24 protein-coding genes are annotated in these 25,198 nt (G+C 57.6%); 10 read left to right on the forward strand and 14 right to left on the reverse strand.

The features are described from left to right. Together BFV97_RS18620 and BFV97_RS06465 are read right to left on the reverse strand one after the other, a co-directional pair. Positions 1-590, reverse strand: a 590-nt coding sequence (locus BFV97_RS18620; RefSeq protein WP_245667633.1) for a tyrosine-type recombinase/integrase, incomplete at its 3' end; no start/stop codon positions are given. 265 nt (positions 591-855) lie between these two features. Next, entirely contained in the window at positions 856-2,820 is a 1,965-nt protein-coding gene (locus BFV97_RS06465) for a protein meaA (protein WP_069299541.1), read from the reverse strand. A 208-nt stretch (positions 2,821-3,028) separates the two neighbouring features. Between BFV97_RS06465 and BFV97_RS06470 the strand changes: the two genes are divergently transcribed. The 7 genes from BFV97_RS06470 (at position 3,029) to BFV97_RS06495 (ending at position 10,453) form a co-directional block, all read left to right on the forward strand. After that, entirely contained in the window at positions 3,029-4,408 is a 1,380-nt protein-coding gene (locus BFV97_RS06470) for a 1-acyl-sn-glycerol-3-phosphate acyltransferase (protein ID WP_069299542.1), read from the forward strand. Positions 4,409-4,502: 94 nt separating this feature from the next. Next, a complete protein-coding gene (locus tag BFV97_RS06475; protein WP_069299543.1) occupies positions 4,503-5,420 on the forward strand; it encodes a manganese-dependent inorganic pyrophosphatase in 918 nt (305 codons plus the stop codon). 230 nt (positions 5,421-5,650) lie between these two features. Next, a complete protein-coding gene (gene ccrA / locus BFV97_RS06480; protein WP_069299544.1) occupies positions 5,651-6,934 on the forward strand; it encodes a crotonyl-CoA carboxylase/reductase in 1,284 nt (427 codons plus the stop codon). 220 nt (positions 6,935-7,154) lie between these two features. Further along, positions 7,155-7,358, forward strand: a complete 204-nt coding sequence (locus BFV97_RS18700; protein ID WP_157888277.1) for a hypothetical protein — start codon at positions 7,155-7,157, stop codon at positions 7,356-7,358. Further along, a complete protein-coding gene (locus tag BFV97_RS06485; RefSeq protein WP_069299545.1) occupies positions 7,312-8,025 on the forward strand; it encodes a helix-turn-helix transcriptional regulator in 714 nt (237 codons plus the stop codon). Before BFV97_RS18700 ends, BFV97_RS06485 begins: the two co-directional genes overlap by 47 nt. A 171-nt stretch (positions 8,026-8,196) precedes the next feature. Beyond that, positions 8,197-8,865, forward strand: coding sequence for an acyl-homoserine-lactone synthase (locus tag BFV97_RS06490; RefSeq protein WP_069299546.1), 669 nt, complete (start codon positions 8,197-8,199; stop codon positions 8,863-8,865). A 31-nt stretch (positions 8,866-8,896) separates the two neighbouring features. After that, positions 8,897-10,453, forward strand: coding sequence for an ATP-dependent DNA helicase (locus BFV97_RS06495; RefSeq protein WP_245667634.1), 1,557 nt, complete (start codon positions 8,897-8,899; stop codon positions 10,451-10,453). 93 nt (positions 10,454-10,546) lie between these two features. Here the strand turns inward: BFV97_RS06495 and BFV97_RS06500 are convergent, their stop codons facing one another. Further along, positions 10,547-12,430: an SLC13 family permease gene (locus tag BFV97_RS06500; RefSeq protein ID WP_069299548.1), complete on the reverse strand. Its 1,884-nt coding sequence runs from the start codon at positions 12,428-12,430 to the stop codon at positions 10,547-10,549. A 216-nt stretch (positions 12,431-12,646) separates the two neighbouring features. Between BFV97_RS06500 and BFV97_RS06505 the strand changes: the two genes are divergently transcribed. Then, positions 12,647-13,384, forward strand: coding sequence for an SDR family oxidoreductase (locus BFV97_RS06505; protein WP_069299549.1), 738 nt, complete (start codon positions 12,647-12,649; stop codon positions 13,382-13,384). On the opposite strand, the gene BFV97_RS06510 is transcribed toward BFV97_RS06505, so the two are convergent. From BFV97_RS06510 to BFV97_RS06560, 11 genes are all read right to left on the reverse strand, one after another. Continuing rightward, positions 13,381-13,776, reverse strand: a complete 396-nt coding sequence (locus BFV97_RS06510) for a GNAT family N-acetyltransferase (RefSeq protein ID WP_069299550.1) — start codon at positions 13,774-13,776, stop codon at positions 13,381-13,383. The two genes, BFV97_RS06505 and BFV97_RS06510, sit on opposite strands and share 4 nt — an antisense overlap. Before the next feature lie 11 nt (positions 13,777-13,787). Next, on the reverse strand, positions 13,788-14,420 hold the full coding sequence (gene tsaB, locus BFV97_RS06515) for a tRNA (adenosine(37)-N6)-threonylcarbamoyltransferase complex dimerization subunit type 1 TsaB (protein ID WP_069299551.1): 633 nt from the start codon (positions 14,418-14,420) through the stop codon (positions 13,788-13,790). Further along, the gene (locus BFV97_RS06520; RefSeq protein ID WP_069299552.1) at positions 14,410-14,970 is read right to left on the reverse strand and encodes a NifU family protein; all 561 of its coding nucleotides are present in this window, start codon (positions 14,968-14,970) and stop codon (positions 14,410-14,412) included. Before BFV97_RS06520 ends, tsaB begins: the two co-directional genes overlap by 11 nt. Before the next feature lie 122 nt (positions 14,971-15,092). Next, a complete protein-coding gene (gene pth / locus BFV97_RS06525; RefSeq protein ID WP_069299553.1) occupies positions 15,093-15,803 on the reverse strand; it encodes an aminoacyl-tRNA hydrolase in 711 nt (236 codons plus the stop codon). A gap of 133 nt (positions 15,804-15,936) precedes the next feature. Continuing rightward, entirely contained in the window at positions 15,937-16,575 is a 639-nt protein-coding gene (locus BFV97_RS06530) for a 50S ribosomal protein L25/general stress protein Ctc (protein WP_069299554.1), read from the reverse strand. Between the two features lie 498 nt (positions 16,576-17,073). Continuing rightward, the gene (locus tag BFV97_RS06535; protein ID WP_069299555.1) at positions 17,074-18,237 is read right to left on the reverse strand and encodes an alpha-hydroxy acid oxidase; all 1,164 of its coding nucleotides are present in this window, start codon (positions 18,235-18,237) and stop codon (positions 17,074-17,076) included. A 117-nt stretch (positions 18,238-18,354) separates the two neighbouring features. Further along, a complete protein-coding gene (locus tag BFV97_RS06540; RefSeq protein ID WP_069299556.1) occupies positions 18,355-19,569 on the reverse strand; it encodes an MFS transporter in 1,215 nt (404 codons plus the stop codon). A gap of 104 nt (positions 19,570-19,673) precedes the next feature. Next, complete coding sequence (nusB, locus tag BFV97_RS06545; protein WP_069299557.1) at positions 19,674-20,135, reverse strand: transcription antitermination factor NusB; 462 nt, start codon at positions 20,133-20,135, stop codon at positions 19,674-19,676. Beyond that, on the reverse strand, positions 20,132-20,686 hold the full coding sequence (locus BFV97_RS06550) for a 6,7-dimethyl-8-ribityllumazine synthase (protein WP_069299558.1): 555 nt from the start codon (positions 20,684-20,686) through the stop codon (positions 20,132-20,134). The genes nusB and BFV97_RS06550 overlap by 4 nt, the downstream gene beginning before the upstream one ends. Before the next feature lie 3 nt (positions 20,687-20,689). After that, on the reverse strand, positions 20,690-21,787 hold the full coding sequence (ribB, locus tag BFV97_RS06555) for a 3,4-dihydroxy-2-butanone-4-phosphate synthase (RefSeq protein ID WP_069299559.1): 1,098 nt from the start codon (positions 21,785-21,787) through the stop codon (positions 20,690-20,692). 9 nt (positions 21,788-21,796) lie between these two features. Beyond that, positions 21,797-22,402 (reverse strand): riboflavin synthase, encoded by a 606-nt coding sequence (locus BFV97_RS06560; RefSeq protein ID WP_069299898.1) that lies wholly within the window; start codon positions 22,400-22,402, stop codon positions 21,797-21,799. A gap of 284 nt (positions 22,403-22,686) precedes the next feature. On the opposite strand from BFV97_RS06560, the gene BFV97_RS06565 reads away from it, so the two are divergent. Then, positions 22,687-23,943, forward strand: a complete 1,257-nt coding sequence (locus BFV97_RS06565) for a capsule biosynthesis protein (RefSeq protein ID WP_245667638.1) — start codon at positions 22,687-22,689, stop codon at positions 23,941-23,943. A 123-nt stretch (positions 23,944-24,066) separates the two neighbouring features. Continuing rightward, positions 24,067-25,161: a polysaccharide biosynthesis/export family protein gene (locus BFV97_RS06570; RefSeq protein WP_069299561.1), complete on the forward strand. Its 1,095-nt coding sequence runs from the start codon at positions 24,067-24,069 to the stop codon at positions 25,159-25,161. Positions 25,162-25,198 lie beyond the last annotated feature (37 nt).

A 25,198-nucleotide genomic window follows, 5' to 3' on the forward strand; every position in this document is an offset into this window, starting at 1 on the left:
AGCTCTCTAAGCGATTGGTAAAAGGCAGGCGCCTCAGCCCAGTCGAGCGCGGCAATGTGGGTGACGGTGTGTCTTGGTGCACCAAGCAGGATGCGGGCTTGGTCAATGATGCCGAGGTTCACGCCAAAGCCTTCTGCGATGGCGTAGCTCAGGATCACCTTCAGTCGGGACAAGGCCTTCTTTGCTGTAACAGGAGACGTCTCCCAGCCGCGGGAAAGGGCTTGTTTAATGTCGTGTTGGTCGATTTTGACGACCGGCATCATCCCCAGATGAGGCAGAAGATGGTTCTTGATCGGGCTAAACCACATCCCGTCCGACCCTTCATGCTTCAGCGTGGAGCGATGGGCATCAAATGCAGCATAGGCCAGAACATGGAACCGACCTTCCTGTGCGCTTGCATGGTTTCTCTGCCGCCGCTTGATCTTGATCGGATCATCCCCGTTCGCCACAATCCGCCGCACGTCATGGGCCGCTCTGCGGGCCTCTGCGAGGGATAGGAGAGGATAGGAGCCGAGCCCCATCTCGCGTTGACGACCGAACAGGGAAAACCGGAAGGTCCATTGTGCCCCGCCGTCTTTCCTTTTAAACAACCATAACCCCTGTCCATCGCAATGCTTGCCAGGCGGCAGGGACTTTAACTGTGCGACTGTAAAGAAATTGGATTTTGCCATATGTGTACCTCCGAAATATCTACAAACGCAGATGGCACTGCCCGGGAATTTCCGGACCGCGATGAGACGCTACCGCACTCTTATTAAAGCACGATTTAAATCTCAGAGCGTTTGTGAAAGCGCTTGATACGAAGGATATACCCCTCCGGCGGGAGTATTTTTGGAACATTGAAGCGGGGCGGAGTTATTCTGCGGCCACTGCTTTGCTGTCCAGAAGGGCGACGATGTCCATCATGATTGTGTTCAGTTCAAAGTCTTTCGGGGTGTAGACTTTGGCCACGCCGAGCGCGCGCAGGTGGTTGGCGTCGTCTTCGGGGATGATGCCGCCGACAATCAGCGGTACGTCAGAGAGGCCGGCCAGTTTCATGCGTTTGAGGACATCTTCTATTAGCGGCACGTGAGAGCCGGAGAGGATCGACAGGCCGATCACATGGGCTTGTTCCTCTAGCGCGGCATTGACGATTTGTTCCGGTGTCAGGCGGATGCCTTCATAGGTGATGTCCATGCCGCAATCCCGTGCGCGCACGGCGATTTGTTCGGCGCCGTTGGAATGGCCGTCCAGTCCCGGTTTACCGACAACAAATTTCAAGCGACGGCCGAGTTTGTCGGAGACGGCGTCCACCGCCTCGCGGATCTGGTCCAGCCCTTCGGTCTGGTTCGAGACGGATTTGCCAACGCCGGTGGGGGCGCGGTATTCGCCAAAGACGGCGCGGATGGCGCTGCCCCATTCGCCTGTGGTCACGCCTGCTTTGGCGGCGGCGATAGAGGCGGGCATGATGTTGCTGCCGTCTTGGGCGGCGCGGCGCAGATCGTCCAGCGCGGCTTTGACCGCGCCATCGTCCCGATCCGCCCGCCATTGTTCCAGACGGGAAATCTGGTCCGCTTCGGCGGCTTTATCCACCACCATGATCGCACCGTCACCCGCAGTCAGCGGGCTGTCTGCGCCTTCGGTGTATTTGTTCACGCCAATAACAGTTGTGTCGCCGGATTCGATCCGGCCCAGCCGTGCAGAGTTGGAGTCCACCAGACGGCCCTTCATATATTCGATGGCTGCAACTGCGCCGCCCATGCCGTCGATCTGGGCCAGCTCGTCCCGTGCGCCCTGTTTCAGCGCCTCCACCTTGCGATCTACGGCAGGGTTGCCGTCAAACAGGTCGTCATACTCCAGCAGGTCGGTTTCAAAGGCGAGGATTTGTTGCATCCGCAGGGACCATTGCTGGTCCCATGGGCGGGGCAGGCCGAGCGCTTCGTTCCATGCGGGCAGTTGCACCGCACGGGCGCGGGCGTTTTTCGACAGGGTCACGGCCAGCATTTCGATCAGGATGCGGTAGACGTTGTTTTCGGGTTGTTGTTCGGTCAGGCCAAGGGAGTTGACCTGCACGCCATAGCGGAAGCGGCGCATTTTGGGGTCTGTGACGCCGTAGCGCTGTTCGCAGATTTCATCCCAGAGATCGACGAAAGCACGCATTTTGCACATTTCGGTGACGAACCGGATGCCGGCATTTACGAAAAAGGAAATGCGTCCCACCACGGTGGCGAAATCTTCGGCAGGGACCTTGCCGCGCACGTCATCCAGCACGGCTGTGGCGGTGGCGAGCGCAAAGGCGAGTTCCTGTTCCGGTGTCGCGCCTGCTTCTTGCAAATGGTAGGAGCAGACGTTCATCGGGTTCCATTTCGGCACATTTGTATAGCAGTAAGCCGCCACATCGGTGATCATCCGCAGGGAGGGTTTGGGCGGACAGACATAGGTGCCCCGTGAGAGGTATTCCTTGATAATGTCGTTCTGAACCGTGCCTTGGAGTTTTTTCACATCCGCGCCCTGTTCTTCGGCCACAGCGATATAAAGCGCCAGCAGCCACGGCGCGGTGGCGTTGATCGTCATGGAGGTGTTCATCTTTTCAAGGGGAATATCGTCGAACAGAGCCCGCATGTCGCCGAGATGGGCCACTGGAACGCCGACCTTGCCCACTTCACCACGGGCCAGTTCGTGATCGCTGTCATAGCCTGTCTGGGTTGGCAAATCGAAGGCCACAGAAAGGCCGGTTTGGCCTTTGGCAAGGTTGCCACGATACAGCGCGTTGCTGTCTTTGGCGGTGGAATGGCCCGCATATGTGCGGAAGAGCCAGGGGCGGTCAGGTGTTTGTGTCATGTGTTGCGACTCCGATCTGTGCTGCGCCGCAGCATAAGTTATAAAATTACCCGATTGCAACCGTCTGTATAATATTCGTGCGCAGAAAATTTCAAGCCGCGACGTGGCGATAGGCTAGGGCGCGGGCGCCGTGGCCTGTTTCTGGTCCTGTTACATAGCGCAAGTAAAGAATTGGCGGGACGCGGGATTCAGGCTACATCTGTGCGGAATGTTTGAAACGGTTGAAATACAGGTCTGGGTCGTCTGGGTCGCGGGATTGCTGGCGCTGGCGGGATTGCTGGATCGCATCCTCATGCCGTCGGTGCGCTGGTATCTGCGCCGCCGTTTCAACCGCGCAATAGAGCAGTTGAACACCAAACTGCAATTGCAGATCCAGCCCTTCAAGCTGACACAACGGCAGGTGATGGTGGACCGTCTGGCCCATGACCCTCAGGTGATGGAAGCGGTGCTTGAGCATTCCAATGACGAAGGCATTCCCTATCATGTGGCCGCTGACATGGCGATGCGCTACGCCCGCGAGATCGTTCCCTCCTTTTCGGCTTTTGCCTATTTCGGCTTTGGCATCCGCTTTGCCCGTTGGTTAAGCCGTGCGCTCTATCGGGTGCGGCTGGGCTATGTGGACGAAGGGGCGCTGCAAAAGATGGACCCGAATGCGACGGTGGTGTTTGTGATGAATCACCGCTCCAATATGGATTACGTGATCGTCACTTTTCTTGCAGCCTCCCGTTCTGCGCTGTCCTATGCGGTGGGGGAGTGGGCGCGGGTCTGGCCGTTAAAACAGTTGATTCGCTCCACCGGCGCCTATTTCATCCGGCGCAAATCGCGCAATCTGCTCTACCGGCGGGTTTTGTCCCGCTATGTGCAGATGGCCACAGCCGCAGGGGTGACGCAGGCCGTTTTTCCAGAGGGCAGCTTGTCTCGGGATGGCAGCCTGCGACCGGCAAAGCTGGGGCTGTTGAATTATATTGTCTCTGATTTTAACCCCGAACAGGAACGGGATGTGGTGTTTGTGCCGGTGGGCGTGAACTATGACCGCGTGCTTGAGGACCGCGTACTGCTGGCGGCGAACCGTGGGGAAAAGACCGGCGTTTTCTTCAAGCTCTGGACTTTTGTGCATTTTGTGGTGCGTCATCTGTGGCTGCGGCTGACGGGGCGGTTCTATAAATTCGGCTATGCCAGCGTCAGTTTCGGCGTGCCGATCTCGCTCAAGTCGTTTTTGGCGGGAAAGGAGACTGTCAGTCACGAAAGAATGACTGCCGATCTGGGGAAGGCCCTTATGTATCAGGTGGGGCGGGTGATTCCGGTGCTGCCGGTGTCACTGGTGTCTACTGTCTTGCTCGATCAGGGGGACACTCCGCTGACTTCGGCAGAGGTTCAGCAGCTTGCCGAGGCAGAACTGGAGCGGTTGCTCTCTAACGGGGCGCATATGCACATCCCGCGCAAACGTCTGGATTATGCGGTAGAGGTCGGATTGCGGATGTTGGTGCTGCGCCGTGCGCTGGTGGAACGGGAGGGGCGCTTTGTGTTGCAGCCCGATCAGTTAGAGGTGGTGCGCTATTACGCCAACGCTATTGCCCATTTGCGCTGAGCGCAGGGGTGCATTGCATCACAGAGTAGTGACAGCTTGGACCGGCGCGGCTATAAGCGCCGCGAACACCCCAATTTTGCATGGAAAAGATGAAATGATCCAAGTTTTTGGCCATATGGCCCCCGATACAGACGCAACCGGTTCCGCAATCGTATGGGCCTGGTACCTGAACGAGATCAAAGGTCAAAGCGCGGCTGCCAAATTGCTGGGCACGCCAAACACCGAAGCTGCATTTGTTCTGAAACGTTGGGGGTTCGAGCAGCCGGAAATTATCTCTGATGTGGCTGAAGGCGATGATGTGGTGATCGTTGACACCAACAACCCTGCCGAACTGCCCGCTTCCATCAATGACGCAAACATCCTTGAAATCATCGACCATCACCTGCTGGTGGGCGGGATCAAGACCAAAGGCCCGATCAACATCACCGTGCGCCCGCTGGCCTGTACTGCAACCATCATGGCCGATCTGATGGGCGACGATCTGGCCAAAGCGCCGGATGCGATCAAAGGCGTTATGCTGTCCTGCATTATCTCTGACACGCTGGAGTTCCGCTCTCCGACCACAACGGATGTGGATGTTACGCGGGCGAAATCTTTGGCAGCGGAACTGGGTGTGGATATTGCCGAATATGCAGCGGAAATGTTTGCGGCGAAATCCGATGTCTCGGCGTTTTCCGATGCGGAACTGCTGCGTATGGACTCCAAAAAATACGAAGTGGGCGGCAAGGCGTTCCGTGTGTCCGTTCTGGAAACCACAACCCCTGCAATCGTTCTGGACCGCAAGGCAAGCCTGATGGACAGCATGACCGCAGTGGCCAGTGAAGATGGTGTCGATCAGGTTCTGCTGTTCGTTGTGGATATTCTGAAAGAAGAATCCACGCTGCTTGTGTCCAACGATCTGGTGAAAACTGTTGCTGAGAAATCGTTCGGTGCGACAGTGGCGGGCGACACGGTTGTCCTGCCCGGCGTGGTCAGCCGCAAGAAACAAATCATTCCGCAACTGGCTGTCTGAAGCCGGTTACAGCGTTGACGCTACGGGAAGGGGGGCTTGGCCCCCCTTTTTTCATGGGCAGTCCCAGGCCAAATTCCCGCCAAAATCCGCCGCGCAATTAAATTTCGCCAAAATAATCATTTTTTTATGATTATTGCTCTTGCGATTTTTGCTGCATCGCGGCATTGATCGTGTCAACGTAGCGATACAGTGACTCGTTACCGGAATTGCCTAACGCAGGAGATTAAATCATGGCCCCACTCGACGCCGGATATGAAGCCCCCGAAAAAGACCTCTACGAAGTCGGGGAAATTCCTCCTTTGGGTCACGTGCCCAAAGAAATGTACGCCTGGACGATCCGCCGTGAACGCCACGGCGAGCCGGACAAATCCTTTAAGGTGGAAGTGGTCGAGACCCCCAAGCTCGACAGCAACGAAGTACTGGTCTTCGTCATGGCGGCCGGTGTGAACTACAACGGGGTCTGGGCCGGACTTGGCATTCCAATCAGCCCGTTCGATGTGCACAAGGAAGATTACCACATCGCAGGTTCGGATGCCTCGGGTATCATCTGGGCTGTGGGTGAAAAGGTTAAACGCTGGAAAGTGGGCGATGAGGTTGTCATCCACTGTAATCAGGACGATGGCGACGACGAAGAATGTAACGGCGGCGATCCGATGTATTCCGACAGTCAGCGCATCTGGGGCTATGAAACGCCGGACGGGTCGTTTGGCCAGTTCACGCGGGTTCAGGCACAACAACTGATGCCCCGTCCGCAGCACCTGACATGGGAAGAAAGCGCCTGTTACACCCTGACGCTGGCCACCGCATACCGCATGTTGTTCGGTCATCGTCCTCATACACTGAAACCCGGTCAGAACGTTCTGGTCTGGGGCGCGTCTGGCGGTTTGGGCAGTTTTGCGATCCAGTTGATCAACACCGCAGGGGCCAACGCCATCGGCGTGATCTCGGACGAAGACAAGCGCGAGTTTGTGATGTCCCTTGGCGCCAAAGGCGTGATCAACCGCAAGGATTTCAACTGCTGGGGCCAATTGCCCGAGGTGAACACCGATGCTTATAAAGAATGGTTCGGTGAGGTGCGCAAGTTCGGTAAGGCCATCTGGGACATTACCGGCAAGGGCAATAACGTTGATATGGTGTTTGAACACCCCGGCGAGTCTACCTTCCCTGTTTCGACCTTCGTTTGTAAAAAGGGCGGTATGGTTGTGATCTGTGCGGGGACGACCGGCTATAACCTGACGATGGACGCGCGATATGTCTGGATGCACCAGAAACGTGTTCAGGGGTCCCACTTTGCCCACCTGAAACAGGCTGCTGCGGCGAACAAACTGATGATGGAACGCCGTCTTGATCCTTGCATGTCCGAAGTGTTCTCTTGGGACCAGATTCCGGACGCGCATATCAAGATGCGCAAGAACGAGCACAAGCCGGGCAATATGGCGGTTCTGGTGAGCGCTACGCAAACCGGCCTGCGCACCTTTGAGGATACCCTTGAGGCGAGCCAGGCCAGATTCTGAGCCGTTAAACCCTGACCAAATGGCCCGCAATCCAGCGCCGGATTGCGGGCCTTTTTTGTGCGAAGCGGGCGGCTGCCGGACGGATTCCTGTTTACCTTTGGGAAGATAAATAAACCACACTCGCTATTTCCGGTGAGTTTACTACGGCGATTTTCTGTATAAAACTACTCGTGGTATAGTTGTATTAACTTCCTGTTAACCTTTGTAAACGAGACTAATTATGTCACAAGAATGGATCATCTCAGTCCTTAAAGACCTCAAGAATTTTGCGAACCAGAACCAGTTGGGACGGTTGGCAGAGCAGTTGGACGATACCATCCATGTTGCTGTGGCAGAGACAACAACAAAGGCCCGCAATCTGGCGGTGGCGGAGGGTGATGCAAAATCAAATAGCAGCGTTTCTCGAACGCGTGGAGCAATGTGAATCTCTGGTCGAATTGAACACAGTGGTCGCAGAGCTGAGACATATCTTTCAGGTTGACCACGTTGTTTATCATTCAGTGAACAGTCAGGGGGATCCTTACGCCCTCGCGACATATGGTCAGGATTGGGCCGAGTATTACGAATGCGAAGAATTATACCGCGTGGATCCCGTTGTTCTCGGGGCGTTCCAGCGGTTCCATCCCTACAACTGGAAATCGCTGGATTGGGAAAAGAAGCCGGCACGACGGTTTTTTCAGGAAGCTCAGGACGGTGGGGTTGGCAATCAGGGGGTATCGGTTCCGGTGCGCGGTCCCCACGGTGAATTTGCACTGTTCTCTATCAGTCATACCTGTTCGGACGAGGTTTGGGCCCGTTTTCTTGACACCCATATGCCGAACCTTTTGCTGATCGGTCACTATATTCATGCCAGCATTCGGGCGCTGGAATTTCCCGAAGTTGACGGCAACTATATTGTGTTGTCACCACGGGAAACCGATGCGCTGCGCTTGCTTGGGGCGGGGTTGAACAGGGGGCGTGCGGCGGAACGGCTGAAGATCTCTGAACATACCCTGCGGGTCTATATTGAATCCGCGCGTTCCAAGCTGAACGCGTCCAACACCACCCATGCTGTCGCCAAAGCAATGGCGCGCGGATTGATTAGCATTTAGGAACAGTGTTTTAGGGTGTTAACCTGATGTTAATGAATCCTTACCGTTGCGCGCGGTGATGAGTTGTTAACCAAAATTATCGAAGTCTGGACGCAGTTGATCTTGAAATCAGGATCGCCTGCGCATTGCCTGTCATGCATTCCGCCGGCGGTCCGCCTCCGGAGGTTTCCCATGCTGCGTTACCTTTACGCCGATGAAATTGACCGCTTTCCCCTGTTACAGGACACGATGTTCCGTGACCGCAAATCCCAGTTCTACGACCGGCTTGGCTGGGATCTGAGCATTGACCGGCGCGGCTGGGAGCAGGACGCCTATGACCGGATGAACCCGCTTTATGCGATCTGGCAGCAGCCCGATGGCCGTCACGGTGGCTCTATGCGGGTGCTGCCCACCACGGGGCCGTGTATGGTTAACGATCATTTCTGTGATGTGACTGGTGGGGCCATAACCAGCCCGTTGATCTGGGAAAGCACGCGGTTCTGCCTGACCCCACACGCGGGCGGTCAGGCAGGGCGCATTTCAGCGGCAATAATGCTTGCGGGCTGTGAAGTCGGTTTGGGCTTTCATCTGCGTCACGCTATCGGGGTGTTTGATGCGCGAATGGTGCGGATTTACCGTCGATTGGGATGGGCGCCGGAAATCCTCGGGGCGCAGGGGCAGGGACGCCAGCGGGTTGCGGTCGGGCTGTGGGAATTTTCCGGCTCGGTTCGTGAGAGGCTGGCCTTGGCGGCCGGAGTCTCTGTGGCGCAATCTGCAGAATGGTTTACCGCGGCCTTTGCTCCCGAGAGCGGCGTGCGGCAAGCGGACTTGCAGGCACAAGTTTCCCTGCGCCAATCATAAAAAGCCGTTCAGTCCGGCGGGGTGTTGCGCTATGTTGGCGCGAAACAAGACCGGACCCGAGGCCATGCAGTTTTCCGAAGATCAAGCCAGCGCCTATGATGCTGTGGCCGAGGTGCTGAAAGCCTCGGGTGTGGATTTGGAAAACGGGATGCTGATTCCCGAAACCACTGGCAAACAGCAAACACTGGCGCTCTTGGGTAAGGCGGGGTCGGGCAAGACGATGCTGCTGGCCCGGATTGCCGATGCGCTGACCGAGGCGGGTGTGGATACGATCAGTGGCGATTACGAAGGGCGCGCCCGCAAGGAAAGACGCACACTCGCAATCCTTGCGCCCACCAACAAAGCGGCGAGCGTTCTGCGCAACCGTGGCGTTGCGGCGACGACCATTCACCGGATCCTTTACACACCAATGTACGATCCGGAGTATGAAAAGATTGCCGAATGGCTGGCAGGAAATGCCGAGAAGCCCGAGATCGAAGGGCTAAGTGATCTCGCGCTTGATCGGGCGGCGCAGTTTTACGAAACCAATAAGTCCATTCCCGGTGCTTTGGCGGTGGCGGGGCTGCGCGGATCTGATTTTATCGTCGGCTGGAAACGCCGCGAAGATCCGCTGGATGTGGGGTTTGTGGATGAAGCCTCGATGCTGGACGACAAGCAGCTTGGAGATTTGCAAGAAATCTTTTCAACGTTGATCCTGTTTGGTGATCCTGCACAGCTTGCTCCGGTGGGGCAATCGGGCAGTATGGCGTTTGACGATCTGCCCGAACCGCGCAAGCTGTACCTTAACCGTGTGCACCGTCAGGCGGATGACAACCCGATCTTGGATCTGGCCCATGCGCTGAGCGATCCGGCACTGGAATTTTCCCAGTTCGAGCGGATGATCGAAGAGGCCGCGCGCAGGGATGACCGGGTGATCGTTTCGCCCCGTGTGGATGCCTCTGCTATGGCGCGGGCGCCGGTTCTGGTCTGGCGCAATGCCACCCGCATCCGCCTGATCCATGCCTTTCGCAACGCCTTTGGTGCGCCACCCGAGATGCTGCTGCCCGGCGAGCCGCTGATCTGTGACGGTCTGGAACTGCCGATGAAACACCGCAAAAAACGGATTGATCTGGAGGCCCGTGGTCTGATCAAAGGCGCGCAGGCGGTGTATCTGGGAGAGGGACGCAAGCCCGGTTTCTCGCGGTTGCATGTGATTGGCGCAGAGGACCCGCAGGTTTCGGCTGCGACGATCATCAAGATTGAACTGCCCGATCAGGAAGAACCCTTCATCCCCTCTGCCGCGCGGATGGGGGCGGCCTTTGTGCACGGGGCCGCTTGTACGATCCACAAGGCGCAGGGGTCGCAATGGGGGGATGTGCAGGTGTTTGCGCCGGATATTTACGCGGCCAGTCGCGCCGGACGCACCGAGGCGGGCATCGCACTGTGGAAACGTCTGGCCTATGTCGCGATCACACGGGCGGAACACCGTCTGCATTGGGTCACGCGCTATATGCTGGCAAAACCGACAGCGCCCCTTGGCGTTGACGATCTGCGCCGTGTGGCGGCCCCTGTTCTGGAGCTGGAAGAGCAGCCTGCCACGCCGGAGTGAGCAGACTGCGTAGGGACGGGCTGGCGAAGTGATTTTAGGGGCGCTGCCCCTAAGACCCCGGGATATTTTTGCCAGAAGAAGCCGGCCTGCACGTTAGAAAACGATATTCATCATCACCAGTGATACAATCAGGAACAGCACGGTCATAATGCCGCCCGTGCGCATGAAATCCACCACGCGGTAGCCAGCGGGACCCATGATCAAGGCGTTGACCTGATGGGTGGGGATCAGGAAAGAGTTCGAAGTGGAAATTGCGACGGTCATGGCAAAAATCGCCGGATCGCCGCCCGATGCGATTGCGATGGAAACCGCAAGCGGGACCAGAAGGACTGTCGCGCCGACATTGGACATGATCAGGGTGAAGATGGTGGCAAGGATGGCCACGCCCGCTTGCAAGGACCAGATCGGCCAGCCGTCCAACACTGCGAGCACGCCCTGTGCGATCCATTCCGCCGTGCCCGTCATCTGCACCGCCTGTCCAAGCGGGATCAGCGAGGCGAGCAGGAAGACCGTATTCCAGCCGACCGCGTTATAGGCTTCGTCCATATTGATCACGCGGGTGACAATCATGCCCACAGCCCCTGTCAGCAGGCACAAAGACAGGCGCATATCGGTAAAGAGGATCAGGCCAAGCGCGAGGATGAAGAACAGGATCGCCCAGCCGACCTTTTGCGGGCGCAGTTCTTCTTGGGGGAAGTCGGTTGTGACAACGACAAAGTCGCGGCCTTTTTTGATGCGCACCAGATTTTCCCAAAGCACATGCACCACGAGCGTATCACCGGCACGGAACGGGACCAGCCCGATGCGGGTGGCCTCATGGTCTTCGTCTTCCACATGGCTCATGGTGTCTTCGCCGCGGTGGATCGCCAGCATCGACATGCCATAGGTCTTGCGCAGGGCCAGTTCCTGAGCGGTCTTGCCGATCACCTGACTGTCCGGCGGCACCACGATTTCTGCCACGCCGCTTTTGGTCGGGGCAAATTCTTCGGCAAAAATATCGAGGTTGGGTTTGATCTCCAGCCCGTAAATATCTGCCATTTCCTCTATCACCTTGCGACGACCCAGAATGGCAAGCCGGCAGGGTGTGGTGATTTCGGTCGTCACCAAGGGGGCAACCCAACGGTGCCCCTGAAAGTAGCTGCCGATGATATAGCAGTGGTGTACTTCCATCAGATCGGCAAAGGTTTCCCCGAGCAGGATGTTGCCCTCTGGGATCTCAACCTCAACAATGTCGGCCTTCAGCCCGTAAAGCCGTTTGAGATAGGCATTCATGGTCTGACCGGAGGTTGCATCGTCTTTCTGGGTAGACCCCGGCAGCACCCAACGTCCGAACAGAACGAAATAGGCGATCCCTGTCAGCACCAGTGCAAGACCGATCGGGGTGACAGCGAACAGGGTGAAATGTTCCATCTGGGCATCGGCGGGCAGGTCGAGGTTCGCCGTGTCGATCAGGTCGTTCAAAAGGATCAGCGGGGAGGAGCCAACCAATGTCATTGTGCCGCCAAGGATCGCACAAAAGCCCATTGGCATCAGCAGACGGGACATGGAAATATTGGTGCGCGAGGAAATCCGCGAAACCACCGGCAGGAACAGCGCAGCGGCGCCGACATTCTGCATAAAGCTGGAGATAAAGCCGACAGTGGCGGAAATAATCGGGATGATTCGCCGCTCGCTTGTGCCGCCGTATTTCAGGATCGTCGCGGCCACAGTGGACATCAGCCCCGTCTTGTCGAGCCCTGCGCCAAGGATCATCACCGCAATAATCGAGATCACCGCGTTAGAGGCAAAGCCGTCGAACAGGTGATTGATCTCTATCAGACCGCCAAGGCCCGGCAGGTAACTCAGCCCGCCAAGCAGCACCATCACGATCACCGCTGCCACGTCAACGCGGACAATTTCGGTTACAAACAGCAGGACGGTAAAGCCGAGCAAAGCCAGCACAACTATCATGTCGGGGGTCAGGGTGATCGCGTCCACGGGCGTGTAACCTCTTATCGTTCAGGTCCTTAACGGTATACGCGCGCAGGGCGCTTCGGGCAACCGGCCAGTTGGCAGGTTTCCAAGGTATGCTCTGGACTTAACGGCAGTTTTTCATGCGGAATGCTTGGGTGGGAACCGCGCGGATTGCCTAGACAAAGCCGCCGGGCTGGGCCAGAACTCTGGCAGGTCAGGCAGCAGAAGGACAAAAGCGACATGGCACAGACGATTGTAATCACCGGTGCGGGCAGTGGAATCGGCAAGGCAACGGCGCAGGCTTTTCTGGCGGCTGGTTGGAACGTGGGATTGATTGGCCGGCGGGCCAGCGCCCTAGAGGAAGTGGCGCAGGGGCAGGAAGCGGGGTTTGCTGTGCCCTGCGATGTCACGGAGGAATCGCAGGTAGAGGCGGCGTTCGACCGGATTGCCGCCCGCTTTGGTCGAATTGACACGCTGTTCAACAATGCCGGCACCGGGGTGGCGGGGGCGATGATTGATGAAATGGACGTGGCGGACTGGCGCAACTGTGTGGAGATCAACCTGACCGGCAGTTTCCTCTGCGCCCGTGCCGCCTGGCGGATCATGCGCGGGCAGTCTCCCCAAGGGGGTCGGATCATCAACAACGGGTCGATTTCTGCGACAACACCCCGTCCTGGATCGGCACCCTATACGGCCACGAAGCATGCGATCAGCGGGTTGACCAAAACGCTGGCGCTGGACGGGCGGGCGGTAAACATCGCCTGCGGCCAGATCGACATCGGAAATGCCCACACAGAGATGGTTTCACAGATGGTGGAGGGGATCCTTCAGGCGGATGGATCTGTAAAGCCAGAGCCGACGATGAACGTACAGCATGTGGCGGATGCGGTGCTGCATATGGCCGGATTGCCGCTGGAGGCGAATGTTCTGTTTATGAATGTAATGGCGCGGGATATGCCATTTGTCGGTCGAGGTTAGAGCGTTTTGTGCATGACGAGGGCGGCAGCGGTTCCGCCCTCCGGCCCTCTGTAGTAGTCTTTCCGATAGGAGAGTTTGCCAAAGCCCGCAGCCTCATACAGCGCAATCGCTGCTGTGTTGTGTTCGACCACCTCAAGAAAGATCTCTTCACAGCCGGTGGCTCGCAGCTCTTGCAGCAGCGCAGACAGGAGCGTGCGTGCCTTTCCTTTGCGGCGGGCATCGGGATGAACTGCGATGGTTAGCAATTCAGCCTCCGGTCCGGCGCGGCGGGCAATTGCAAAGCCCTGATCACAGGATTTCACCAGACAGAGCGGCGAAGCACAGAGGGCTGCAAGCTCTGTCGCGGACCACGGGCGGGGCTGTGTGAAACAGGCGCCGTGAATCTCTGCCATTCGGCTCGGTGTCACGGCAGAATGCGCGGTGGTTGTTCGGACGGCAGCGCCGCATCCGGTGCGCGGACGTATAGCGGTGCGGGGCGGGGGTGTTCGTCATTCCTGCGCAACTGCACCAACGCGCCGGTGTTGCGGATCATGTCTTCGGCGCTGATAAGGCTTAGCGAGCCGAGATCAAGCGGGCCGTCAGAGAGAAAGCTTTGATCCCCCGCGAGGCTGTCGAGCGCAACAAGCGCCACATCCGAAAGGGCAACGCCGTTGTCAAAGCTTTGGTGATAGACGCGGTTCTGGCGGGCATCGACCACCACCGTCTGCGGTCCGGCACTGCCATAGGCAATAGCGTCGAGCCGCGAGATACCGATGCAGGGCCGGTTCAGCGACAGCGACAGACCGCGCGCCGCTGCGACAGAGATGCGAATGCCGGTAAAATTACCCGGTCCGATGCCGACACCCAGCGTGTCAAGATCGGCCCAGCTGCACCCTGCAGACTGCAAAAGGGTTTCAAGCATAGGCAACAGGTGTTCCGCCTGTCCTTTGGACATGGGATCGACGGTTCGTGCCAGCATGTTCGGCCCTTGAAACAGGACAGCCGCGCAATGCGCGGCTGCTGTATCAAACGCCAGAGTAAGCGGTTCAGGCGGCAACAGGGCGTACCTCGGTCACTTCGGGGATATAGTGGCGCAGCAGGTTTTCGATGCCCATTTTCAGGGTAATGGTCGAAGACGGGCAGCCAGCGCAGGCGCCTTGCATGTGCAGGTAGACCACGCCGCGATCAAAGCCGTGAAAGGTGATGTCGCCACCATCTTGCGCCACAGCCGGACGCACGCGGGTGTCCAGCAGGTCCTTGATCTGTTGCACGATCTCGCCGTCTTCGCCGGTGTGTTCCTTGTGACCGGAGTTTTCCGCATCCGCGCCCATGACCGGCTGGCCGGATTGGTAATGTTCCATGATCACGCCCAGAATTGCGGGTTTGACGTGGTTCCATTCGGTCTGTTCGTTCTTTGTGACGGTGACAAAATCCGGCCCGAAAAAGACCCCTGTTACGCCCTGCACACCAAAGATGCGCTGCGCCAGAGGAGAGGCTTGTGCCGCCTCTTCGGTGGGGAAATCGGCTGTGCCGGTGGACAGAACCGCCTGACCGGGCAGGAATTTCAACGTGGCCGGGTTCGGGGTGCTTTCGGTTTGGATAAACATGTCATTTACATCCTTTTGGAAGGTTGCCTTAGATATGCGCTTCCATCGGCGCACTGTCAAGATTTAGAATTATTCTAAAGAGGCGGTGATGGGTGCTGTGCAGCGGGGTGGGGCTGTGCCGGCTAAGAGAATTTGTCCTTCAGGCGTTGCAGCGGGCTGCGGGTGTCTTTTTGCGGTTCCGGCGTTGGTTCCGGTTTCTTTGCATCCGGTTGTTCCGGCTTTGCTGCGGCACGGGCAGGCTTGGGGGAAGTGGCGGAGGATCGGGGCGGGGCGACGCGTAGGGCGACGGCGTTCATGAACCGGCCGCTGTCTCCTGCGGCAAGGTCCGCCGCGCCGTCCGACATGCCGCGCAGCAGATCGTCGATCCAGTTTTCATCCGCTTTGGGAAAATCGTGCAGGACATAGCCTGCCACGGCCTCTTTGCGACCCGGATGACCGATGCCGATGCGCACACGGGCATAGGCCTCGCCCACGTGTTGGTGGATGGAGCGCAGGCCGTTGTGACCCGCATGACCGCCGCCCTGTTTCACGCGGCATTTGCCCGGTGCAAGGTCCAGTTCGTCGTGAAAAACCGTCAGATCCTCTATGGTGGCTTTATAAAAACGCAAAGCCTCGCCCACGGATTGGCCGGAGAGGTTCATGAAGGTTTCGGGTTTAAGCAGAATCACCTTTTCGCTGCCAAGCCGCCCTTCAGAGACCTTGCCCTGAAACTTGTTGCGCCACGGGGCGAAGCCGTGATCCGAAGCAATCCGGTCGAGCGCCATAAAACCGATGTTATGCCGGTTCTTGGCGTATTTCGGGCCGGGATTTCCAAGGCCGACAAATATTTGCATGTGGGGTGTCCTCTGGCGCGACGTCGATTCGCTGGCTTTATAACGGGTATCGCTGCGGGATGCCAAAAGCGCAAAGAAAAACCCCGCGCGTTCAAGGGAACACGCGGGGTTCGGGAAAAATCGCCGGTAAGGCTTATTCTTCAGCGGCGTCTTCTGCCGGTGCTGCTGCTTCGTCTTCAGCTTCGTCATCCGCAGATTTCAGGCTGGACGGTGCAGAGATGTTCGCAATCACGAAATCACGGTCTGTAATCATCGGGCGCGAGCCTTCTGGCAGGGTCACGTCGGAAATGTGAACGATGTCGCCCACATCCAGATCGGCCAGATCGATTTCGATCGCGTCAGGGATGTTGCCCGCTGTCACTTTCAGTTCGATCTCGTTGCGCACAACTGTCAGAACACCGCCGCGTTTCAGGCCAACGGAGGTTTCTTCGTTGATGAATTCAACCGGAACAAACAGGTTTACGCGGGAGGTCCGGCGCAGACGCATCAGGTCGAGGTGAACGGGCAGGTCTTTTACAACATCGCGCTGCACGTTACGGCAGATCACGCGAACATCTTCCTGACCTTCAACTTTGAGGTTGAAGAGGGTGGAAAGGAAACGACCGGCTTTGAGCTGTTTCAGCAGTTCGTTGAATTTTACGTTGATCGCGATCGGCTCTTCGCCGCCGCCGTAGACAACACCTGGGACAAGTCCGTCGCGACGGGCTTGACGGGCGGCCCCCTTGCCGGTCCCCGTACGTGGTGTGGCGATGATGTTTGGCATCTCGGCCATGATAATTCTCCAATATGTAAAGGCGGCAATCCTCCAAGGGTGTAAGTGCCGCGTGAAGCCGCTCCATTAGGGGGGAAATGGCAAAAAGGCAAGACTGAATCTGGATCGCGCGCGGGGGAGGGGTGTTGCGCCGCGCGTCATTAACGGCCTGATATGGTGGCGATTTGTGGGGAGCGCAATTGGTTTGAAAGGTTAACGCGGCGCAGACGGGAGCTTCGCGTACGTAAGGGGCTGAGATTACTAAGGAAATGGCGTCAACATACTGCTTATATGAAGCTTCTTAAATGAAGCTTCATATATGACGCGTCTTGTATGACGCTTCATATTTGCAGGGTGATCGGCGGGCGGCGATCGTTGGGCGCGACCCACGGCACGGTTATATCAGTCATGGGATGTCAGGTGCGGCGTGAGAGGCCGCATCGCCGCTAATCGCCCAAAACAAAACCACCCGATGCGGTGCAATCGGGTGGTTTCAAATCGAATTAATCGTACGAAAAGCTATTCCCACTCACCCCGAAAATCTTTCGGGATCAGAAGGTTATCCCGCCCCATATTGTTCAGATCCCGCTCTCCGCACAGGGCCATCGTGATGTCGAGCTCTTTGTGAATCACCTCAAGTGCGGCTGTCACCCCTTCACGCCCCATCGCGCCAAGTCCGTGGACGAATGACCGCCCGATCATTGTCCCCTTTGCGCCCAGCGAAATGGCCTTCAGCACGTCCTGACCGGAGCGGATGCCCCCGTCCATATGCACCTCGATCTGGTCCCCCACAGCATCCACAATATCCGGCAGCATCCGGATAGAGGACATCGCCCCGTCCAACTGCCGTCCGCCGTGGTTCGACACGATCAGCGCATCTGCACCGACTTCGACCGCTTTTTTCGCATCCTCAACGTCCAGAATACCCTTAAGGATCAGCGGCCCGCCCCAGCGTTCCTTGATCCAGGCCACATCGTTCCAGTCAAGCGTCGGGTCGAACTGCTCGGCGGTCCATGCGCCGAGGTCGGACATATCTTCAACCCCTTGAACATGCCCGATAATATTGCGAAAGCTGCGCCGCTTGGTGTTGAGCATGTTATAGGCCCAGCGCGGCTTGGTCGCGATGTTCAGGATGTTGGGCAGGGTCAGGCGCGGCGGGGCAGAGAGCCCGTTTTTGATGTCTTTATGCCGCTGCCCGAGAATTTGCAGATCATAAGTCAGCACCAGCGCGGAGCATTTCGCCGCCTTGGCGCGGTCAATCAGGCGGTTGATAAAATCCCGGTCCCGCATCACGTAAAGCTGGAACCAGAACGGTTTTGTTGTGTGTTCGGCCACATCCTCGATCGAACAAATCGACATGGTGGACAGTGTGAAGGGCACCCCGAAATCCTCAGCGGCTTTCGCGGCGTGGATTTCTCCGTCAGGGTGCTGCATCCCGAGCATTCCGATCGGCGCGAGCGAGACCGGCATGGCATAGTCCTGACCGAGCATGGACATCCGCGTGTTGCGGTTGGTCATATCCACGGCCACTTTCTGCCGCAGGCGCAGGCGCGAGAAATCGTCTACATTGTCCCGAAAGGTCTGCTCGCTCCAGCTGCCGCTTTCGGCATAGTCGTAAAACATACGCGGCGTGCGCTGCTGGTGCAGGGCTTTCAAATCGTAAATGTTGGTAATGGGTGCCATAGCCGACCTCTCTTCGAATATTTGCGGTAGAATAGGATCAAGGCGGCGAGAGGCTCAAGTGGGGATCGCGGGAAACTGGTCAAACGGATTGACCAGAATGTGCGATTTTGCCGGCGGTTAGCGTTTCTTGCGCAGCAATCGGCCCACCAGATAAGAGGTGCGCGGGACGTATTTATATCGCGTTTTCTTACCACTTGTGGGGCGTGCGCCCATCCGTGCCAGCCCAAAGACCACCAGAAACACATGGGCGGCAGAGATGAACAGGAACAGGGCGGAAGGTCCGAAACCGGTTATCAGCGCTGTTGCCACCACAGGGCTAAGGATCGCACCAACCGCGTAGATGAACATCAAGGAGGCGTTCACCTCTACAACGTTTTCGGGTTTGGCAAAATCGTTTGCGTGGGCCGCAGAGACCGAAAATATCGGAAAGGTCATGATGCCGAACAGGGCGGCCATGACGAAAACCAACCAGTAGGATGTGGGATCCACAAAGGAAAAGCCGACGCAGACCACCACCGAGGCAAGGGACAGTCCGATCAGCACATGGCGCCGGTCGAATTTATCCGCCAGATAGCCAACCGGAAACTGCGCCACGGCGCCGCCAATCAGCACTGTTGCCAGAAATGAACCGATCTGCTGGGCGGTCAGGCCGATTTCCTGACCGTAAATCGGGGATACCATCCGGAATGCGGCAGAAGTGGTGCCCGCCACCATAACACCCGCCGCGCCAAGGGGCGATAGGATCGCGGTGCGGATTGGATGCAGCCGGGGGGCTGCGGGAACTTTGGGCTGTTCGATCCGCGACAGGGTTAACGGGAACAGGCAGGCACAGCACAGGATCGCGAGCAGATTGTAAGAGACATAGGACGCAGGCTCCAGCACGCCGATCATTAACTGCGCCAGCGAGGACGCACCAATATCAACCACACGGTAGCTGCCCATCACCCGCCCGCGCGTCTGGTTGGTCAGCTTGGCCTGCATCCATGCCTCGATCACCGTGTAACAGCCCGCCACGCAGAGGCCCGTCATGATCCGCATGATAGCCCAGGCGGTGGGGTCCGGCATCAGGGGGTGGGCAATGGCCCCGATCGCGCCAAAGGCTGCAAAAGCGGCAAAAGCGCGGGTGTGACCCACGGTTCCCATAAGGCGCGGCGACCACCAGCATCCCACAAAGAACCCCAGAAAATGGGCCGAGCCAAGAATGCCGATTTCATTCTTGCTAAAACCGAGCTTGTGTCCCGACAGCGCGTCCAGCGGCCCGATTGCGCCGGAGGACAATTGTAAAAAGGTGATCGACAAAAACAGGGCCGCAAAAGAAATGAGCAAACGCATGGGAAGTTATTAACCTCTATTCAGCGCAGCTTGGCCTGTTCCTGTCGTAAAACCTGTTGTGTTCCCGACAGGGAACTGCCGTTTTTGCCGGTTTCTCGCCCGCTTTAGAATTTGCCGGGCTGTAGGGCGCGGGCCATGTGATCCAGCACCGCATTCACGAATTTGGATTCGCGCCCCTCGGGGAAGAAGGCTTTGGTCACGTCCACATATTCCGAAATAACCACTTTGGGCGGGGTGGCTTCGGCAACCAGTTCGGCACCCGCAGCGCGGAACAGGGCGCGCAAAGTGGGGTCGATCCGTTTCAGTGGCCATTTCTCTACCAGTGCCTGATCGGTGTGCTGGTCAATCTTGGCCTGATTATTAACAGCTGCCAGCAAAACCCGTTCAAAGAAACCGGCGTTGCCTTCCATCCATTCATGCTCTTCTTCCTGCGCCCCGAAACGGTGGTTCACGAACTGTTCACGCACAGTTTCCGCATCCGTATCAGAGGCTTCCATCTGGAACAGGGCCTGTACCAGATACATCCGCGTCGCGGATTTTATTTGTCGTTTGTCAGCGGGTTTCATACCGTTTTTGTGTCCTTGTTTTCGCCCGCCATCAAGATGTTCTCGGACGCGGGTTTGAACCCGATACCTTTAGTTTTGTTCAAAAAGCGCCGCGACAGGGCGATCAGATGCAGCGCTGCCTCGGCTGCGCCGCCGCCTTTGTTCTGGCCTTCGCTGTCGGCGCGGACTTCGGCTTGGGTGCGGTTTTCAACCGTCAGAATGCCGTTGCCGATGCAGTAACCGTCCAGCCCAAGCAGGCTGATCGCACGGCTGGAATCGTTGCATACCGTGTCGTAATGGGTGGTTTCCCCGCGAATGACGCAGCCAAGTGCGACAAACCCGTCGAAATCGTTGGAGCGGCCCGCCAGACGGATGGCCGTTGGAATTTCCAATGCGCCGGGAACCTCTACCAGATCGCAGGTTGCGCCGGCCGCTTTGATCGCGGCTTTGGCACCCGTCACCAGATTGTCCGCGATGTCCTTGTAATACGGCGACACCACGATCAGCAGATGGGGCGCATCACCGTCGAATTGCGGACTGGGCAGCACGTAATGGGTTTCGGAACCGGCCATGGATCAAGCTTTCTTAATAGGGCGTGTGCCCACAATGTTCAGGTCATAGGCTTCCAGACCTATCACTTTGGGCATGGGAGAATTGGTCAGCAGGATAAAATCCCGCAATCCCAGAGAGGAGAGGATCTGCGAGCCAAGCCCAGTATAGCGCAATTGGCGCGGTGTCGAGTCCTCGTCCAGTTGCAATTTGGCCTCAAGGTCGCGGAACAGCATGACCACGCCGCGCCCTTCCTCTGCGATGGTCTCCATCGCGCGGGCCAGCTCTCCGGCAGGGGCAGGGCCAAGACCCAGCAAGTCCTCTAGCGGGTTCATCGCATGGGTGCGCACCAGAACAGGTTCAGGGGTGGTGATGTCCCCTTTTACAAGGACCACATGTTCGGTGTTGTTGGTCTTATCCGTGAAAATCCGCAGGTTCCAGTCGCCTCCATAACTGGAGGTGACATTGCGGTTGGCGGTTTCACTGACCAGATTGTCATAGCGCAGGCGATAGGCGATCAGATCGGAAATCGTACCGATTTTAAGACCGTGCAATTGGGCGTAGGCCACCAGATCGGGCAGGCGGGCCATTGTGCCATCGTCATTCATGATCTCGCAGATCACCCCTGACGGGTTCAGCCCTGCCAGACGGGACACGTCCACGGCAGCCTCGGTATGACCGGCGCGCACCAGAACGCCGCCTTCGCGGGCGCGCAGCGGAAATACATGGCCGGGTGTGGCAATGTCCTGCGCGCCGGTGTTTTCATCAATCGCCACGGCAATGGTTTTTGCGCGGTCTTGGGCGGAAATGCCGGTTGTCACCCCTTCGCGGGCTTCAATCGACACGGTAAAAGCGGTTTCATGGCGCGAGGAATTGGCGGTGGCCATCATTGGCAGCCCAAGCGCGTTCAGCCGCTTGGATTCAAGAGACAAACAAATCAGCCCGCGCCCGTGGGTGGCCATGAAGTTCACCGCTTCGGGGGTGGCCATTTGTGCCGGGATCACCAGATCGCCTTCATTCTCGCGGTCCTCATGGTCCACAAGAATAAACATCTTGCCCGCTTTGGCATCTGCGATGATGTCCTCAATCGGAGAGATCATGTCGTGGAAGGTCTCTTCTGTCATGTTGTCACCTCAGGTCTGTGTCATTTCGGCAAGCCGCGCCACATAGCGGGCCAGTGTGTCGATTTCCAGATTGATCCGGTCCCCGAGCGCAACATCCCCCCATGTAGTGTGCTGTTTGGTATGGGGGATGAAGTTGATGTCAAACTCTGTATCGTTCACACCGTTCACGGTCAGCGATGTCCCGTTCAGTGCGACCGAGCCTTTGGGGGCAATAAAACGTGCCAGATCATGCGGGGCCCGCAGGGTGACACGGGTGCTGTCGCCTTCGTCGTGAAGCTCGATCACCTCGGCCAGCCCGTCCACATGGCCCGATACGATATGTCCGCCCAACTCGTCGCCCACCTTCAGGGCGCGTTCCAGATTGATCCGCCGTCCTTCGGCCCAGTCGCCAAGGTTTGTTTTGGAGACGGTTTCGGCAGAGATTTCCACGTCAAACCAGTTGCCTTGCGCGGATTTCCCCATCTCGATCACGGTCAGGCAGACGCCTTCACACGCAATAGAGGCGCCCAGATCAATCGTGGCAGGGTCGTAATTTGTCGTAATACGGGCGCGCAGATCGCCCCGCTGTTCGAGTTCGGCAACCGTGCCGATGTCCGTGATGATACCTGTGAACATGTTTTTCACCTGTTTTATGCTCCTTTGCACCTAGCTCTTGTGTACAAATTGAGCAAGTCCAAGTATGACTTTTCAAGGGTCGAACGGGAGGCCCGCAAGAAGACGCACCAGTGATTTCAGGCAGGTAAATTGTGGCATTTGCACCGCGCGATTGCCACGCCAACAGACGCATTGGATTTTTCTTCGTGACTTTGAAACCGGAAGCACAATATTAGAACGACCAGAGGGCAGGGGGCCAGTTGGCTCGCGGTAAGTTAACGTTGCAGCAAGAAAAGAAATCCTTTTTGTTTTTACAGGGTCCCCATGGCCCGTTCTTCTACGACCTGAGCAAGGCGATTTCGCAGTCCGGCGCGGATGTGACCAAGATCGGCTTTAACGAAGGCGACCGCTTCTTCTGGCGCAACCGTTCTACCTTTGTGGCTTTTACAAAACCATACGAACAATGGCCGCAATTTGTCGAAGATTTTCTGAAAGACGGGATTACCGATCTGGTGATCTATGGCGACACCCGCCCGCTGCACAAAGCTGCGGTAGAGGCAGCCAACACCCTAGGTATTCGCGTGCATTGCTTTGAAGAAGGTTATCTGCGGCCCTATTGGGTGACATATGAACGGGGCGGTGTGAACGGCTATTCCCGCCTTATGGATATGAGCGTGGACACCATGCGCGAGGCGCTGAGCCATGTGGACAATGACCAGCCCGAAGCCCCCGCCCGTTGGGGCGATATGCGCCAGCATATTTTGCTCGGGGCGGTCTATCACTGGCATATCCTGTTCCGGAACCGCCGCTTTGCCAATTATAAAACCCACCGCGACAGTCCGGTGAGCCATGAATTCTGGCTGCACTTCAAACGGTTGATCACCCGTCCGGCCCATGCTTTCCGGCGTTGGCGGGCGACGCAATCCATCAAACGCAACGGCTTTGTCTACCATCTCAGCCTGCTACAGCTGAGCCATGACTCCTCGATCCGCAGCCACTCTGAATTTACAGGCATGGCGGAATTCATGCGCATCTGTGCCGAGGCATTCGCCAGAAAAGCGCCCAAGCATCACCATCTGGTGTTCAAGTCCCACCCGCTTGAGGATGACCGTCAGCCCCTGTCCAAAGTGGCAGACCAGCTTGCGCGGGAATTCGGTCTGACGGGGCGCATCCATTTTGTGCGCGGCGGTAAGCTGGCAGAGTTGCTGGACTACGCCCGTTCCGTGGTGACGATCAATTCAACTGCTGCGCAACAGGCGCTCTGGCGGGGTCTGCCGGTAAAGGCGCTGGGGGCAGGGGTGTTCTGCAAACCGGAGTTCACCTCTGACCAGCCGCTCGACGAGTTCTTTGCAGCGCCCCGTAAACCCGACCTGACCGCCTATCGCGACTACCGGCAGTTTTTGCTGATGACCTCGCAGATTACGGGGGGGTATTATTCCCGCCGCGGCCGTGTGCGGCTGGTGCGGCAGGTGGTTGATATGGTCCTGTCAGAGCAGGATCCCTATGATGCGCTGGAAACCTCAAGCGCGGCCCCCGTGCAACAGTTTCAGGTTGTCAAATAAGGCTGCTTCGTTAAGGACTTTGTTTTTGTTGGCCTTTGTGTCACGGTAAAAGAAAAAAACGAGGCAGTTTTGACAAAAGGGGCAGAAACTTTGTCAAAAGTTACAAAACCTAAGGCCGGGTTAATGGCCCTTTTCGTTGTGGCGTTTGCCGTGTCAGCCTGCGGGTTGCCACGTCCTGGTCCTAACAAACGCGAGATTTTTGCAGGCAGTGTCCAGCAAAAAGGCAACGCCTATATCGTCTCCGTGAATGACAGGGTGGTGCAGGCAACAGCCGATGCGCCGAACGCGGGATTTGATGCCGCATTTCTGAATGCAGGGCGGATCGGCGCGGACACCATCCGGCGCGGCGACAGGCTTCTTCTGACGGTTTATGAAAACGTGGAAGAAGGGCTGTTCGGCACCGCCGGCGCACCCTCTACCCTGACCGAACTGCAAGTGGACCAGACCGGCCACATCTTTATACCCTACGCGGGCCGCATCCGTGCCGCTGGCAACACGCCAGAGGCGCTCCGCCAGATCATCACGCGCAAGCTGGACGCCCAAACACCTGATCCGCAGTTTATCGTGACCCGCGCCGCAGGCGACGGCTCGACCGTGTCCATTGTCGGGGCCGGCGGGCAGGGTGTTTACCCGATTGAAGCCTCCACCAGCACGCTTTCAACCATGATTGCCGCGGCTGGCGGGATTACCACCAATCCGGAAAACACCCGTGTCACTGTGATCCGCGGCGAACATAAGGGCACTGTCTGGCTGGAAGATCTGTTCTCGAGCAACAGGCAGGATATTGCCCTGCGTCCGGGCGACCGTATCCTTATTCAGGAAGACACCCGCCGCTTTACCGCGCTGGGCGCAACCGGCTCGCAGTCACTGGTGGAATTTCCCCAGCCAAACATGAATGCAATCGAAGCCATCGCCTTTATGGGCGGTCTGAACAGCAGTCTGGCCGATCCCACGGGGATTTTCATCTTCCGCGATGAATCTCCGGAATATGCGAACCGGGTGCTGGGGCGGAACGATTTCACCACGCCCAAACGTTTCGCCTATGTGCTGGACCTGACAGAGCCGACAGGCGTCTTTCTGGGACGGGATTTTGAGATCCGCGACGGCGACACGATTTACGTCACCGAGGCGCCTTATGTGCAGTGGACCAAAACACTCTCTGTGCTGACCTCCAGCGCGGGTGCCGCCAATTCGCTGACAGCGGCGGCGGGTGGCTAAGGCCACTCCGACACTGGTATGAGACAGAAAAGGCCCG

This window comes from Neptunicoccus sediminis (assembly GCF_001719615.1).
GTDB classification, from domain to species: domain Bacteria; phylum Pseudomonadota; class Alphaproteobacteria; order Rhodobacterales; family Rhodobacteraceae; genus Amylibacter; species Amylibacter sediminis.

Excerpts from the sequence above, each read along its gene's own strand:
- BFV97_RS06495 (WP_245667634.1), top strand. The coding sequence starts at position 8,897 with ATGTTGGCGCGAAACAAGACCGGACCCGAGGCCATGCAGTTTTCCGAA.
- nusB (WP_069299557.1), bottom strand. The coding sequence starts at position 20,135 with ATGAAACCCGCTGACAAACGACAAATAAAATCCGCGACGCGGATGTAT.
- BFV97_RS06550 (WP_069299558.1), bottom strand. The coding sequence starts at position 20,686 with ATGGCCGGTTCCGAAACCCATTACGTGCTGCCCAGTCCGCAATTCGAC.
- ccrA (WP_069299544.1), top strand. The coding sequence starts at position 5,651 with ATGGCCCCACTCGACGCCGGATATGAAGCCCCCGAAAAAGACCTCTAC.
- BFV97_RS06540 (WP_069299556.1), bottom strand. The coding sequence starts at position 19,569 with ATGCGTTTGCTCATTTCTTTTGCGGCCCTGTTTTTGTCGATCACCTTT.
- BFV97_RS06490 (WP_069299546.1), top strand. The coding sequence starts at position 8,197 with ATGCTGCGTTACCTTTACGCCGATGAAATTGACCGCTTTCCCCTGTTA.
- BFV97_RS18700 (WP_157888277.1), top strand. The coding sequence starts at position 7,155 with ATGTCACAAGAATGGATCATCTCAGTCCTTAAAGACCTCAAGAATTTT.
- BFV97_RS06475 (WP_069299543.1), top strand. The coding sequence starts at position 4,503 with ATGATCCAAGTTTTTGGCCATATGGCCCCCGATACAGACGCAACCGGT.
- BFV97_RS06485 (WP_069299545.1), top strand. The coding sequence starts at position 7,312 with ATGCAAAATCAAATAGCAGCGTTTCTCGAACGCGTGGAGCAATGTGAA.
- BFV97_RS06520 (WP_069299552.1), bottom strand. The coding sequence starts at position 14,970 with ATGTTTATCCAAACCGAAAGCACCCCGAACCCGGCCACGTTGAAATTC.
- BFV97_RS06465 (WP_069299541.1), bottom strand. The coding sequence starts at position 2,820 with ATGACACAAACACCTGACCGCCCCTGGCTCTTCCGCACATATGCGGGC.
- BFV97_RS06470 (WP_069299542.1), top strand. The coding sequence starts at position 3,029 with ATGTTTGAAACGGTTGAAATACAGGTCTGGGTCGTCTGGGTCGCGGGA.
- ribB (WP_069299559.1), bottom strand. The coding sequence starts at position 21,787 with ATGACAGAAGAGACCTTCCACGACATGATCTCTCCGATTGAGGACATC.
- BFV97_RS06530 (WP_069299554.1), bottom strand. The coding sequence starts at position 16,575 with ATGGCCGAGATGCCAAACATCATCGCCACACCACGTACGGGGACCGGC.
- BFV97_RS06570 (WP_069299561.1), top strand. The coding sequence starts at position 24,067 with ATGGCCCTTTTCGTTGTGGCGTTTGCCGTGTCAGCCTGCGGGTTGCCA.
- BFV97_RS06510 (WP_069299550.1), bottom strand. The coding sequence starts at position 13,776 with ATGGCAGAGATTCACGGCGCCTGTTTCACACAGCCCCGCCCGTGGTCC.
- BFV97_RS06560 (WP_069299898.1), bottom strand. The coding sequence starts at position 22,402 with ATGTTCACAGGTATCATCACGGACATCGGCACGGTTGCCGAACTCGAA.
- BFV97_RS06535 (WP_069299555.1), bottom strand. The coding sequence starts at position 18,237 with ATGGCACCCATTACCAACATTTACGATTTGAAAGCCCTGCACCAGCAG.
- pth (WP_069299553.1), bottom strand. The coding sequence starts at position 15,803 with ATGCAAATATTTGTCGGCCTTGGAAATCCCGGCCCGAAATACGCCAAG.
- BFV97_RS06505 (WP_069299549.1), top strand. The coding sequence starts at position 12,647 with ATGGCACAGACGATTGTAATCACCGGTGCGGGCAGTGGAATCGGCAAG.